Raw genomic sequence first — 14,702 nt, forward strand, 5'->3', positions numbered from 1 at the left:
ATTTTATCCCTCCACTGCGACATCTTTCTCAAACAGTACTGTGCCTGTCGGAATGTGCGTCAGTTTGACATTGACCTTGTCACCGGGCATAAGATGGTACCATTCTTCTCCGAGAATCGCCTGGACACCATCAACATCTCTGCTGAACTCATATGCACTACCGTTTGTGTATGAATAATGCGTACCTGCACTTACTCCGTATCCACCGTAAGCTGCACTCCAGCCGTACGGTGAATTGTGCATTGTTGTTCCTGCAAGCAGGGTGTAATTTCCGTAATACTGAGTTTTGGCATAGTCTCCTGAAGCTTTCCAGTCGTCAACGTGAGCGCCGAATCCTAACGGAGAGTGATATTTGTTAGCACCGTCTTTGTAATGCGTGTTAAGCTTCGCATCATCACCAATAACGGGTCCCGTAATCACCTCACCGCCGGAAGTTCCGTCGGAAGCCTTCCAGGATGTTGTTAACTTTATGTCTTTTGTCGGAATCGCCTCGCTTACTGCCAGTACCTGAAGGTTAAAACCGCTACCGCCCCATGTACCGTCATTGACGATCTTGCACTCGAATGTTCCCGTAGGAGCTTTCTGCTGATTGCTTGCCATTCCCCCTGCAAAAGCGCTGACAACGGCTGCGATGATGATTGTCACCACAAGCATAAGCATAACTCCAACCACAGGAGATACTGCTTCGGTGTTCTTTCGCATATTTTCTTTCATTCTACTAAATACCTCAAAACTCCACAAAACCGGCGCACAAACAATTGCATACATTTTTAATTCTTTGAGTGAGTTAAAAGCATACGAATATAATTTGTGTAACAGTTCTTATGAAGCAACTATACATTATGTAGTCCATAGTAATTAAAATTTTACTTTTCGTAATACTGAAACGTGCTTGAACGGCATCGGAGATGTTGCCAAACCCGGGAAGCGCGGATGAAAAAATGCCGTGGACGTACAAAAAAAAAAGGAAAATTACTGAGTATGAGGAATATTGCCAAAAGAGCGACAGGAAAAATTATCGATTATGGCCTAAGCGCGGCATAATTGAAACAGATTGAATCATTTCATAAATACTATTTATCAAAATAACGATATGTGAAAAAGATAAACTATGACAGATACACAAATATCAATTGATGCTATCAGGTATCTGCAAAAAAATAAGATCTATAGTGATGAAATAAAGCAAAAGATCAGAAAATGTCTCGGAGAATATCTTTTAATATCCATAAATGAATGCGATAAACATGAACTGAAAGGACATTTAAAAGGATTCTGGAGACTTCACGTAGGACGCCATCATGTTGTCATCTATAAAATTATGGGAAAGAAACCTGACAGATATGCACAAATCTATTTAATTATGTCCGAGGAAAAATATCACAATTGGTTGAATTCTTAAAAAGCTATATTCCATATTTTTTCTCGGCTTCATCCAACGAACAAAACGTACCTTTTTCAATTCTCTTAAGTTCCTCTAATGCTTTACTATTATATTGGACAGGCTTAAGCTCTCGCAAAATCGTCTTTGATATGGATTCGCGACCTATACGACGGGAGAGCAACTCTTTATAAGCGGCATCGGACATCTCTACGGTTTTCATAATTATCTCTTGGGCATGAAAAGAGATAACCTTTCTGTCCGAATAATCGGCGCGAAATGCCCGAACCGATAAAAATGACAATTTCAAGACAATTATGGTAAAAGAAGCGGGTCTTATCCGCCTGCGCATTGATGCAACCGGCGGATATATACCGTCTTCTTCTTTGTCATGTCTTCTCTTTTCCAATGATTGAATTAATTTGTTCGGCAGTTCACAGATCATGATCCGTGCATTCTTGCCGAACTTTTTGCCGGTTATCAGACAACTATCACGGCGCAATTATAACTCTGGTCCTTGCAAACGTCGTTCCGGAAGTATCGCAGAATTCCAGCAGAAACTCCTTTCCGAGATTGGCTTTATTATCGAATGAATACTTATTATCGGACTTTAATCCGTTCTGAAGATATTCCCCCGTATTTTGCTTAGCCTTATCGGGCACGACATATGCCGTGTCGCCTGCCGCGAAACTCACCACTCCCGCAGAACCGGTTTTAGTGAGCCACGGAACCGTTTTTGTAAGTTCACCGCGTTTATTGACGATGCTGCACGGATCAATCTTCCATGACATATGCTCTGCATCGCCGAAAGAATTTGAGAGACGGACAATAACGACCGTATCCAAAGTTCCTATGACATCTCCGCCCATGTGCGTAACGGCAAGACCCTCGGTCTGGCTGTAAGTGGCTTTAATCGCGACATTGGATGCTTTGGTTCCCCCATCGGGAAGTCCGCCGACGAAGCCGCTGACCAGTGCGGCGAGAATGAGCGTCACCGAAAGCATGAGCATTACACCGACAACCGGCGATGCCGCTTCGGTCCCGATATCGAACCCGCTCTTTTCAGCGGTTACGGATAATCTCTTCATGATCATGCCTCCACCGTGACAGTCTTCTCAAACAGCATCGTACCCGTCGGGATATGCACAAGTTTGACATTGACCCTGTCGCCGGGTCTCAAATTGTTCCAGTCGCGTCCGAGAACGGCACGCATCGGATCCGTGTATCCCCCGCTGCTGTATTGACCGGTATGATAGTATTCATAACGTGTCTGCGGAGTCACCCCGTATCCTCCCGTAGTGGTATTCGCACCGCACGGCGAAGCATAAAGGGTTGTTCCCGCAAACAGCGAATAGTTTCCGTAAAACTGATCGACTTTGTACGGCTCCGAAGGATCCCAATCGATATTCGGACCGTATCCTAACGGCACATGGTATTTAAAGCCCCAGTAATAACAATTGGTTGTTTTACCGGGCGGTCCCGTAGTCACTACGGTATCGGCTGACCCGTCCGAAGCTCTCCACGATGTGATCAACTTTACATCCTTTGTCGGAATTGGCTCACTGACCGCCAGAACATTGATTGTAAAACCGCTGTTATCCCACGTGCCCCCGTTGACGATTTTACATTCAAATGTTCCCGAAGGTGCTTTCTGAGCCGGCATTACCGTCCCCCCCGCATACGCGCTGACCAAAGCGGCGAGGATGACGGTCACCGAGAGCATAAGCATTACCCCCACCACCGGAGATACTGCATCAGTATTCTTTCGCATACTTTTTTTCATTAAATAAATCCCTCAAACTCCACAAACCGAGGGCAAATTAACTCATACTTTTCTGATCATACCCCCCGGCATCATTAGCAATTCCAATATGATACGTATAACAGTTAACATGTGGATAATTATAATTAAAATATTTATAATTATTAATAGTTTGCATAGTAATTATAATTATTAATAAATATAATACAAACTGTGAAAATACAAGACAAAAATATCACAATATAAGCATCCAGCAGGAAAATGTCTGAAACTGATTGAAGATTATTGAAGAGCATTGAGGATGGGATGAAGGGGGCTGAAGATGAGTGAAGTGGGTGAATATTATTGAAGGGGTGAAGATGAGTGAAGGTGGCGGAGAGGACTGAGATGTTTGAAGACGATTTTATCGGCAGCTACCGACCTTCGCGGAAAAACCCCGGGACTGCACCCGCGGGACTGCCTTACTTTACTATCGTAGTCTTGGTCTTTGCGAGAGTGGTTCCCTTTTTATCGACAATTTCCACCCAGAATTCCTTTCCGATATTATATCGACTCTGAATGGAATACGGGTTCCTGTTAGGATTATTCACATCAAAGACATCATGACCTGCCGGCATCTCGTTGCGCTTGACATATGCCGTATCGCCGGGCGCAAAAACATACACTCCCTGAGAACCGTCGTTTTTGAGCCATGCAGTGTCACCGCCCGATCCCTTAGAGTTTCCCGGAAAACGCTTTGAAGTAATCATACGGTGATCGATCGTCCATGTCATATGCTCGTAATCACCGAAAGTATCGGGGAGTCTTATCAGAATGTCAATATTGGCAGTCTCCAGAGGATCGCCGCCCAGATTGGTGACGGCAAGACCGTCGGTCTGGCTGTAAGTGGCTCTGATTCCCAAATTCGAGACCTTATGACTTGTGTCCATCATTCCGCCGGAAAGGCTGGTAACAACGGTAGCGATGATTATAACCACAACAAGCATGAGCATTACACCGACAACCGGCGAGACCGCTTCGGTTTTGCCATTGAATCCGCTCTTTTTATCATTCGGGATTTTCATATTTTCTCCTCCACAACGACATCTTTATCGAACAGTACCTTACCTGAAGGGATATATGTTAGTCTTACATTCACCCTGTCGCCGACTCTCAAATGATTCCAGTCCCGTCCGAGAATCGCACGCATGGGATCCTGTGAATCCACGGAATATTCATAGCGCTGCGTTACTCCGTAACCCTCGCCCGAAGCGCCGATTGGCATCGCATAAAGTGTTCTTCCCGCAACCAGCGCATAGTTTCCGTAAAACTGGCTCACATTGTACAGCTCTGAAGGGATACGGTCAATATCGGGACCGTATCCCAAAGGAACATTGTATTTATAGCCGTCATACTGACAGTTCTCCTTTCCTTTTTCCGCCGGTCCCTTTGTATCCACGTTATCCGTCGTTCCGTCCGAAGCTATCCATGATACGGTCAGCTTCACGTCTTTCGTGGGAATCGACTCACTGACCGAGATGACATCGAGCGCAAAGGCACTGTTCTCCCACGTACCCCCGTTGGAAATTTTACAGTTAAACGATCCCGAAGGTGCATTCTGGGTAGTGACCGCCATCCCGCCGGCATAAATACTGAGAACGGCGGCGATGACTACGGTAACCACAATCATCAGCATTACCCCCACAACAGGAGAGACTGCATCGCTGTTCTTTGACATTCCTTTTCTCATCCGCAATCTGTCCCTAAATGTTCCTTAAACTTTAAACTTCACAAAACCGGGGTGATATCACTGATCTTTGCATATCAAACCGTCTTACCAGAACCGGGAAAATGCATATTCATACAGTGACACGAACCGACTATCATTTTTGAAAGTCATTTCCCTTAATATTTATCATATAACGCAATAAAACTGTTGAACAATTCAATAAAAATTGCAAATGATTCTGCGGAACTCACGGGAACAGAGCCGATTCGGCATTGAAATCAAAAACAATAATGTTTTGACCGTATCCGTCGGTGCCGGCGGCTTCATCATTCCCTATTTGTTCCGTATGATCCAGCAAGATCATTTAGGATATTACTTCGTAATTACGGCTCTGGTCTTTGCAAATACCATTCCCGATCTGTCGCTCAATTCTACCCAGAATTCCTTTCCGACATTGGATTCATTATTGACCGAGAACGTATTTGCGGATTCCATACCGTTCTGCATATATACGGGCGCGACATATGCCGCGTCGCCTGCCTCAAAGCTGTTTTTTCCGGAAGAACCCGAATTCGTGTACCAGGCATAACTGCTGCCTGCCTCCTGACCGCGCTTGGTGACGACGTCATACGGATCAATCGTCCACGAAAGGTGTTCGTTATCGCCGAAAGTGTCCGTGAGTCTGGTTATAATAACCGTATTCGAAGTTCCCACGGGACTTCCTCCCATATTGGTGATGGTAAGACCGTTGGTCTGGCTGTAAGTGGCTTTAAGTGCTACATTGGATGTTTTGTAAGTCGTATCCGGAAGTCCGCCGGCAAATCCGCTGACGATGGCTGCGGTAATGATTGTCACCACAAGCATGAGCATTACCCCCACCACAGGAGAAACCGCTTCGTTTCCGATATTCAATCTGCTGCTCTTTTTATTACAAGCTTCTTTATTTTTAACGGATACTCTTTTCATGTATTATCATTCCACAATTACATCTTTTTCAAAAAGAACGGAACCTGTCGGCATATAAGTCAGCCTTACGTTTACGGTGTCTCCGGGCCTCAGATTATACCACTTGGATCCGAGAATGCCGCCCATCTCGTCGGTCTTAATGGTTTTGGGATCATATTTATTGCCTTTAGTGTATTCGTAACGCTTATCCTGCGCTATACCGTATCCTCCCGTAGTCGCATCCTTACCGTAAGGCTTGGCGACAAGCGTAGTTCCCGCGGTCAGCAGGTAGTTACCGTAATTCTGTTCGTTAATTGTTACCTTGGTAAAGTCGGCAGTGGTATTCTGAACACCCGGTCCGTATCCTAACGGAGACTGGAGTTTTTTCACAGTACCGTAATGATCAATATAACTGTTACCGTCATTCGAGTACTTGCCTTCGAGTTGGTGCTGAAGACCTATGGTTGCTACAGTGTCACTGATTCTTTCAGTGGGTTTGTCTTTGTTTGTAGTTACCCACGATGTGGTCAGCTTGACGTCTTTTGTCTGAATAGGTTCACTGACGGACAGAACACTGAGCGAAAAACCGCTGTTGCTCCATGAACCGTCATTGCTTATTTTACAGTCAAAAGATCCCGTAGGCACTTTCTGAGTAGTAACAATCATTCCGCTTGAATACGCGCTTACAACGGCGGCAATGATGACGGTCACCACAAGCATCAACATTACCCCGACAACAGGAGATACCGCATCCGTATTCTTCAGGAAACTTTTACTCATTCTTGAAAATCCTCAATACCTCACGGGAATGCGGAACACCAACCGTATATTATGATCATACCCCTATGTCACCGAATATACAATTATATTTGTAGTACATTCACATGAAGCAGTTCTATATTTGTTACTTATTGTAAATAATACTTTACACATACCTTTTCAAAAATATTTCGCGAGTGATGCTGAGGAGTGAATATTTGTGAAAATTATCATAGTGTGCAACGGATTTGAGATGCATAATGCATTGAATAAAAAAATAATATTTCCCCAATTCACCCCGTGAATTTTCGAAATGCATTTATACGGGACATCATGCCTCAGAACTTCGGATATACCGTGTTTTCGACGGGCAGATTCAGCGAATAGCGCTTATTGTAATCTTTGAGCATATCCTCAACCGAGAGATCTTTGAACTCGTCGGGATAGAGCATCTTCGCAAACGAAGCCGCACCCGCAAAGCATCTCGGACCGTAGGTGATTCCCGAATCAATCAGCCAAAGCCTGTTGTCTGCAATCGCCTTAATACCGGAGAATCCCGTTCGCGATGTTATCGCATTGTATCTGTTCTCCGCATCCGCCATATTGGCATGGGTTGCCACCTTGATATAGACCGGCGGGTTCTGATCGATGATCCATTCCGGCGATACCTTCATCGAGGAGGACGTATCCTCTTCCTGAATTATGTTGACGCCGTCGACGATATTCAGAAGCAGATCCATTCCCGATCCTACTCCCTGGGCGGAATAATCCGTATAGCCCTCGCAGAAGACACGCGGGTGTTCCGACGAGATATTGCTGATACGCGAAGAAAGCGTGTCCATTACGCCCTCGTAATACTTGCAGAAGGCTTCGGCTTCTTCGGTATTGCCGACCAGCTTACCGAGTTCCCTTACGTCCTGACACATGGTCGTAGGCTTATAGCAGTCGATATAGACTATGGGGATATTGGCGGCTTTTATCGCATCGGCATTGTTCGGCTTCGAACTTGAATACGCGATTACGACATCTGGAGAGAGTGAGATTATCGTCTCCAGATCGGGCACATTCCACTTTCCCGTGTCCGCGGCATTCGGAAACATAGGTCCTATGTATTCATTGGAAAGGATACTGTCGGCAGCGCCGACGACCTTATCGGCGGCACCGAGGATCTGAAGCATCTCGCCCGCATTCGAGCTTAAGATTACGATTCTCTCGGCGGTATGCGGCAGATTCACATAGGTTCCGTCGGACTGCATGACGGTAATGCCCTCGTTCTGAGGGGGTGCCGTTGTGCATCCCGCAATCATGACCGCTCCGAGAATCAGAAGGACGGCGCAGAACAGAGTAAGGACCCTTTTTGCGCTCAATTTGCCGGCGTTATTTTTATTTTCGTTCAATTCATCGATTCGTATTCTTTTACCTATCAAAACGATCACCCATATATTTACAGTCTAAATTTTCAGTCAATCTTTTCTGTCTATCGTATCAGTCGACATTGCCGATCTGCATTTTTTGCCTGCACGTTCACAATCGTGACAGCGAATTATTCGGTTAAAATATTATATTATTATAATTTAGTCATAACTTTTTTTGAATTTATCTTACGGTTATCTTTCTGAAGATGACCACGCTTATCAGAACCATGACAAACGAAGCGGATAAGAGAAACGCCATCTCGAAAACGGGGAATGTTCCCGCACCGACCGAGCGCACGGCATCTATCGCATAACTTATCGGATTCAGGTGAGCGCAGACATTCAGCCAGTCGGGCATCTCCGAATAGGGCATGAGGGCACTCGACGTGAAGAAGAGCGGCATCGAGATAAACGTGGATACCGCCGCATAGGTGTCGTGCTCTCCAATGTAAAGCGCAATCGTGGTTCCGAACGACGATATGAGAATGCCGAAGAGGAAGAGTATCAGATAAGTTATCGGATAGACATAAATCGGCTGAATCGTGGCGCCGATGAGTATCGCAATCAGAAGTATGATCGTCGTCTGAATCAGACCGCGGGAGGTGATGAAGAGAATCTTGCCGAAGAGTATGCTCTCACGCGGCGACGGCATTGCAAGGAACTTGTTCAGATATCCGAGAATCTTATCGAACATAAGACTCGAACCGCCGGAAAGTCCTGCGGAGAGCATGGTAAGCACCAGAATACCGGGGGTTATGAAATCCAGATAATTGTCCGTGAACCTTGTCGGCAGCGCAAGACCCACGAAGATGAGCCATGCGGCAGGCATCGCAAGGGTTGAGACCACGTTTAAAGGCGCTCTTATCCAGCGGAGAAGATCGCGTTGCGCATAATAGAAAACTCTGTACATCCCTACCTCCTCGTCATTAGATTCCTGAATTGCCTGTCGTCAAACGGGATATTGTCGCCGCGGTCGTCGCCGCAGGACTGCATATAGACATCCTCGAGATTGGGCTCGCGAACCGAGGAATATATGACGTGCGACTTCTCCGCCTCGAAGGCGGCGGTAAGCTCGGGCAGGACATTGCTTCCCTTGTCCGCCGAGAATATGAAACCGGACTCGTTCGTCTCGATAAAGGTCACACCTTCGGGGAGTGACTGCGGCAGGTTGCCGTCCGACTTGACCGTGATAATCTCCTTCTTAAGATCGGCTTTCAAAAACGCCGGCGCACCCTCTTTTATCAGCTTTCCGCGGCGGATGATGCCCACCTTATTGCAGTAGCGTTCCGCCTCCTCCATCTGATGCGTCGTGACCAGAATGGTCATTCCCGACTTCTTAAGCTTGGTAATATGCTCCCAGATAGTCCTTCTGGACGCTACGTCAAGCCCGATTGTCGGCTCGTCCAGAAACAGAACCTGAGGCTGGTGAACAAGGGCCTGAGCGAGCTCGAGACGCCGTTTCATGCCGCCGGAATAGGTCTTTGTCATGGAATCGGCACGGTCGGTGAGGTTGACGACTTCAAGGGCATCCGCGACAATCCGTTTCCTCTCCGCCTTGTCCCGAATGCCGTAGAGCTTTGCGAAAAGGTCGACATTCTCGCGTCCCGTGAGCCTTATGTCCACCGCCATATCCTGCGGCACATAGCTGATACAGCTACGCACCTGCGACTTTTCCTTCGCGATATCGTATCCGCAGACCTCGGCGGACCCGGAAGTCGCGCTGAGAAGCGTGGTCAGCATCCGCACCGTCGTTGTCTTTCCCGAACCGTTGGGTCCCAAAAGACCGTAGATCTCATTCTCCGCTTTAAGCGTCAGACTGTCCACGGCACAGAGACTGCCGTAGTTCTTTGTAAGAGCGTTCGTTATTATTCCGTCCATTAAACATCAATTCCGATTACTTTATTCCGGAATCGCCTCCGCCGCCGATATAATCGGCCAACTGCTTTACCTCGCAACCCTTCGCCGCGTAATAGGCAAACATCTCATCCAGTTTACCCGTGTCGTAGCTTGTAACGCAGTCCGAGATCACGTGCACCTTATAGCCCGCCTTAGACATGTTGAAGCACGTGGACTTGACACATGCCGTGGCGTCGGCGCCGGCGACATAAAACTCGCTGATTCCGTTATTTTCGATAAATTCCACAAAACTTTCGCTTGTGAGCGCATTGGACTTTGACTTCACGAAAATGTTGTCCGAGACAATCTTCAGTTCGGGAACAAGTTCTTCGCCGCGGGTGCCGGGCTTGAATGTCCTTGTTCCTGCCGAGAGGTTATTGTGTTTTATATAGACCACATGCATCTTTTCAGACGCAGCCCAATCGACCGCTGTATTGATGCGATCGACAATCGCCCTGTAATTTTTGGTGATGTCATTCTGAATGTCGATTACGACCAGTGCAATGTTTCTCATGATACCTCCTTTACATATCACATTATCCGTTTATCATTCCGCAATAATCAAAGAACCTTAGAACCTTCAAAGAACCGCGATATCACGGAAACATCATCTCCGATTATGCACCTTTTTCATGACCTCCGCTATCGAATCGCCCCAGCCCTCGACCTCGTCGGCGGTAATCACGTCGACACTGCCGCCCTGGAAAGTGCCGTCGCCCGCCTTGTCTTCAAGCCATGACTCGATCTCGAGGTAGTTTTCCTTAAGATCCTCGATTGTCTGCGGATTGGGCTTCCACAGCCCCCTGCTCTCCGCCTCCAGAAGCCTGCGCGATATCTCTTCGAGGGCATAGGGATTGTTCTCTTCAAAGAACTCCCTCATCTCGTCGTCGTTCACGAAAGTATCGGCAATATCGTCGAATATGCTGTCGTCGACCTCCTGCGTCGCGGCTTCCCAGCCGTAAACGCGGCTGACACGCTTCATGATATCGGAGGCGCCCTTATAACCGTGCTCTTTCATGCCGTCAATCCACTTCGGATTGAGGAGTTTTGTCCTGACCACCCTTCTTACCTCATCGGCAAGAGTCCTTACGCTGACATATTCCGGCTCGCGCGTATCGCCGTAATACGCCTTCACGGGTTTCTGCGAGAGGTATCTTGCCGCCGCCGTAAGTCCGCCCTGATTTCCGTAGTAGCAGCAGCATCCGAGGAGATCGTGCTCATCCGAGACCACCTTGTTGAATGTGACGTTGACGGTCTCGAGATTCGAGGCAAACTGCTCATATGTCTCTTTTCCGTTTCTGGCGCCGCCGTATGCGTAGCCGTTGACGGCGATGAAGATCTCGGCAAGGTCCTTCTCGGTCTTCCACGCGCCCGCAAGTATTGCCAGATTCACGCCCGAAGTATATGCGCCCGGGCGTGCACTGAAGATTCTCGAGGTCGCCTCCGTAAATTCAACCCCTTTGCCCACCTTTTCGGCGACATGCTTCTTTACGTAGTTTATCTCATCCGGCTCGTCGAGGACGGATACGGCGGCAATCGCACTGTCGACGAGGTTGACGGCACCCATGAAATTATCCCGGAGAATGCCCGAGATGCGGATTGTCACATCAATCCTCGGATGTACAAGTTTATCGGTCGGAACTACCTCGAAGGACTTCACCTGTCCGCCGCTGTTCCAGACGGGGACGACTCCGAGAAGCGAGAATATCTCCGCCATCATCTCGCCGTCGGCGGTCATGATATCGCTGCACATCCAGTAGAACGCCACATTCTCGGGATATTTGCCCTCTTCGTCCAGATATTTGTCGAGCAGGGCATCGGCAAGTCTCTCGCCGACGCGCCATGCCGAGGTCGTCGGCACCTTTGTCGGATCGAGGGAGTAGAAGTTTCTGCCGCTTGGGAGAACGTCGACGCGTCCGCGAATGACGAGTCCCGAGGGTCCCGGCGGGATATAGCCGCCGTTAAGCCCGTTCATAAGGGAATCCATCTCTTTTGAATCGAGAATGCGCCGGTTTATATCCGCAATCTTTCCCATTGCATCCTTCAGGCTCGCGACAATCCTCCCGTTCAGCTCCGAAGGGTTTTTTCCGAGCGCGTTGAGGATATCCTCGCAGGTCGCGCCCGCAAGCGTCATCTTTACGACCGTGACCGATTTATTGTAGAGATACTCGATTAGAGCGCCGTTGGAGAGCGAATATCTAAGATTGAACGCCGACGGGTCTTTCTTTAATTCGTCATAAGAAAGCCCGAATACGGCGGCAACGGTATCCCTCAGCGAGAGCGGGGCGTCACCGGAGGCAACGCCGTCGGAATACATCAGAATCGATGTTATCATGTCGGCTTTTCTGTCGCCCTGCGGCAGTTCTCCGAAGACGTGCATGCCCGAATCTATCTTTGTGTTGCGGATGAGGGTCAGGGCTTCGTGACAGATTCTGACCGCGTCCTCAATCGGCGTCTCATGGGTAATATTCAGATTCTTGAATTTGTCGGCAGAGACCACCTCGAGTATCATGTGATGCAGGGCATGGGCACGTGCGGGGTCGGTCTTTGCCGTCTCGTACTGGTTTAAGAGATTGTCAAGTTTCTCGTATTCTCCGTAGAGCGAGGAGACCGACATCGCCGTCTGCATATGCCCGATAAGCGTGGCATTGACACGTCTCTTGGCAATCGTGCCTTCGGGCGGATTGTCGGTATTGTAGATATAGAGGAGAGGCTTTCGTCCCGAGAGAATCGCCGGATAACACTCATCCGAGAGTGCGGTTCCTTTTCCGGGCAGGAATTCGAGATTTCCGTGAGTTCCGACATGAATAAAGACGTCGGTATTGTAGATGCTCTCGAAATAATGGTATGCCGCCATATACTGGTGTGTCGGCGGGCAGTCGGGATTGTGGAGAATCTTGCAGACCGAGCCGTCGCACTGCGCACCGAAACAGCCGCGTTTGGGCTGAACGGCGACGATTGCGTTTCCGAACCGAAGTCCGGTTATCAGGATGTCGCCGTCCAGCACCATGCCTTCGCCGGGGGGCTCCCCCCAGATCTCCTTCACCCTCTTTTGAACCGGCTCCTTGAGCGACGAGAAGAATTTCATGTATTCTTCGGTGCTCATCCGGTACAAGGCGCCGCCGCATCTGACAATCTCGGACTTGGTAGTCCAGCGGAACTCCGAGATTGCCTTCTTCTCTAGGAAGAGGTCCATAAGTTCCTTGGCCGAGGCGGGAACTTCGACGTTGTAGCCCGCATTCTTCATGCATGCGAGGATGTTTACCACGCTTCTTGCCGCGTCCAGATGCGCCGCCGAACCGATATTTGCCTCGACGCTTGCGCAGGGGTTGTTGTTCAGGATGAATACGACCTTCTTATCGCCGTTCTTCTTCTCCGCCAGTTTTATCCAGTTGAGAACGCGGTCGGCGATCTTCTTCGAATGGCTCGGAATTACGGTTCTCTCGTAGTCGTTGTTACGGTTTTCTCTTGCCGCTCCGAGCATTATCGGCTCAATCAGAGCCTCAAACTCGGGCATGGCAATCGCCCACGAGACATCGGTGGTAAGTCCGTTGGACTCCTTCCAGTCCTCGATATTCGTGTAATAAGAGATAATCGGCTGAAAAACAGGGATGTTCAGGGATTTCAGGAGAGAGACGCCGGTGTTGAGCTGTTCCGTATTGCTTGTTCTGTCGTCCTTTCCGATAAGGAATGTTGTCAGTTTGACCACGGCGGAGATCTTCGGGGCATCGTTGAGGAAGTAATACTTGCGTATGACCTCGGCGATGTTGAGCGATCCCTGATTGTCGTCATGCACCGAATTTGTGAAGACGGGAATTGTCTTAAGTCCCAGATCTTCGAGATCTTTTATGATTGTTGTCTCAATTTCGCAGTTCTGCGAGAGCCACGCGGCACGCGACATGATAACGCCGACATACTTCTCCGACTTTCCCGCGGTCTGACTGCCGGAAGAATCCGAATTATCAGAAGAAACCGAATTATCCGAATTGCTCGAAGAGCCGTTATCCGCCCCGACAGCCCTTCTCTCCGCGAAATATCCTTCATACCAGTTCAGAAACTCGGGCAGGGACTCGAATATCGTATTCCCTGCCTGCGGGTGTGCGATTCCCTGAAATGCGATCTCAATCGGCGGCAGAATCTCGTATTTTTTATCGCCGAAATGACCGTCCAGATATATCAGAAGTCTTCTGAAGTTTTCGTAACTGTTGCTTGTAAGATAACGGTAGGTATCAATCGCAATCTGCTTGTCGGTCGAGGTCAGCCCCCAGTAAGACGCATCGTAACCGACGCAGATTACGGGTTTTTTATCCCGAATATCCTTAAAACTCGCGCAAAGCTCCTCCCAAAAACTGTGTGTGGTGCGGTTGAACAGAATTACGTCCGCATCCGCGGATTTGTTGAGAATCTCCTCGATAAGTTCGCGGTTTTCCTCGATTATTCTGTTCGCATATGCCGATACCTCGACCCCGACCTCATCTGCCGCCCGTTTAAGCAGCGGTATATATGCATCCCACATTACGGCAACAAGTTTCATACTTTATCTTCAGTATTACAAATTTAATAATTGTATTATTTAGTGATATCATTTTGAATTTATTCCATAGCAGTACAGAGCGGGACTTGCAGATTTTCCCGCGACGAAGAACAGAAATATGAAGGCGTAAACGGGCAAATACTACCGTTAAAACTCTATATCGTTGCCATTACGCCATAATTCCGGCAAGATCCCTCTCATCGATCCGGTATTACGAAAATTAAATACATAATACTAAATAGCAATGACAGTAATTAGTTAATACACCTTAAACTGTTAGGATAAAGCCGTCGTGAACCGAA

General features: G+C 48.1%; 14 protein-coding genes. 1 reads left to right on the plus strand and 13 read right to left on the minus strand.

All coding sequences use genetic code 11. The annotated features are described in order from the left end of the window. Window positions 1-3 precede the first annotated feature (3 nt). Window positions 4-768, minus strand: a complete 765-nt coding sequence (locus T502_RS08410) for a type IV pilin N-terminal domain-containing protein (protein WP_342665727.1) — start codon at window positions 766-768, stop codon at window positions 4-6. A 343-nt stretch (window positions 769-1,111) separates the two neighbouring features. Between T502_RS08410 and T502_RS00395 the strand changes: the two genes are divergently transcribed. Next, entirely contained in the window at window positions 1,112-1,402 is a 291-nt protein-coding gene (locus T502_RS00395; protein ID WP_042705128.1) for a type II toxin-antitoxin system mRNA interferase toxin, RelE/StbE family, read from the plus strand. Window positions 1,403-1,406: 4 nt separating this feature from the next. Here the strand turns inward: T502_RS00395 and T502_RS09080 are convergent, their stop codons facing one another. The 12 genes from T502_RS09080 to cobN form a co-directional block, all read right to left on the minus strand. After that, a complete protein-coding gene (locus tag T502_RS09080) occupies window positions 1,407-1,826 on the minus strand; it encodes a hypothetical protein (protein WP_042705129.1) in 420 nt (139 codons plus the stop codon). A gap of 46 nt (window positions 1,827-1,872) precedes the next feature. Continuing rightward, on the minus strand, window positions 1,873-2,469 hold the full coding sequence (locus tag T502_RS08415) for a type IV pilin N-terminal domain-containing protein (RefSeq protein WP_157197426.1): 597 nt from the start codon (window positions 2,467-2,469) through the stop codon (window positions 1,873-1,875). 2 nt (window positions 2,470-2,471) lie between these two features. Further along, window positions 2,472-3,164, minus strand: coding sequence for a type IV pilin N-terminal domain-containing protein (locus tag T502_RS00410; protein WP_084172904.1), 693 nt, complete (start codon window positions 3,162-3,164; stop codon window positions 2,472-2,474). A gap of 440 nt (window positions 3,165-3,604) precedes the next feature. Beyond that, on the minus strand, window positions 3,605-4,207 hold the full coding sequence (locus tag T502_RS08420; RefSeq protein WP_052358923.1) for a type IV pilin: 603 nt from the start codon (window positions 4,205-4,207) through the stop codon (window positions 3,605-3,607). Beyond that, window positions 4,204-4,872: a type IV pilin N-terminal domain-containing protein gene (locus T502_RS09015; RefSeq protein ID WP_042705131.1), complete on the minus strand. Its 669-nt coding sequence runs from the start codon at window positions 4,870-4,872 to the stop codon at window positions 4,204-4,206. The genes T502_RS08420 and T502_RS09015 overlap by 4 nt, the downstream gene beginning before the upstream one ends. A gap of 351 nt (window positions 4,873-5,223) precedes the next feature. Continuing rightward, window positions 5,224-5,763 (minus strand): type IV pilin N-terminal domain-containing protein, encoded by a 540-nt coding sequence (locus T502_RS08425; RefSeq protein WP_169736964.1) that lies wholly within the window; start codon window positions 5,761-5,763, stop codon window positions 5,224-5,226. Window positions 5,764-5,823: 60 nt separating this feature from the next. Further along, entirely contained in the window at window positions 5,824-6,576 is a 753-nt protein-coding gene (locus tag T502_RS00430) for a type IV pilin (RefSeq protein ID WP_084172908.1), read from the minus strand. 317 nt (window positions 6,577-6,893) lie between these two features. Beyond that, window positions 6,894-7,922 carry an ABC transporter substrate-binding protein gene (locus tag T502_RS00435; RefSeq protein ID WP_157197427.1) on the minus strand — a complete coding sequence of 343 codons (1,029 nt, stop codon included), beginning with the start codon at window positions 7,920-7,922 and terminating at the stop codon, window positions 6,894-6,896. 229 nt (window positions 7,923-8,151) lie between these two features. Continuing rightward, window positions 8,152-8,880 carry an ABC transporter permease gene (locus tag T502_RS00440; protein WP_042705134.1) on the minus strand — a complete coding sequence of 243 codons (729 nt, stop codon included), beginning with the start codon at window positions 8,878-8,880 and terminating at the stop codon, window positions 8,152-8,154. 2 nt (window positions 8,881-8,882) lie between these two features. Next, entirely contained in the window at window positions 8,883-9,848 is a 966-nt protein-coding gene (locus T502_RS00445; RefSeq protein ID WP_042705135.1) for an ABC transporter ATP-binding protein, read from the minus strand. A gap of 16 nt (window positions 9,849-9,864) precedes the next feature. Further along, the gene (locus T502_RS00450; protein ID WP_042705136.1) at window positions 9,865-10,380 is read right to left on the minus strand and encodes a cysteine hydrolase family protein; all 516 of its coding nucleotides are present in this window, start codon (window positions 10,378-10,380) and stop codon (window positions 9,865-9,867) included. 93 nt (window positions 10,381-10,473) lie between these two features. After that, on the minus strand, window positions 10,474-14,400 hold the full coding sequence (gene cobN, locus T502_RS00455) for a cobaltochelatase subunit CobN (protein ID WP_042705137.1): 3,927 nt from the start codon (window positions 14,398-14,400) through the stop codon (window positions 10,474-10,476). Window positions 14,401-14,702 lie beyond the last annotated feature (302 nt).

It is taken from the genome of Methanomicrobium mobile BP, from assembly GCF_000711215.1.
Classification (GTDB): Archaea; Halobacteriota; Methanomicrobia; order Methanomicrobiales; family Methanomicrobiaceae; genus Methanomicrobium; species Methanomicrobium mobile.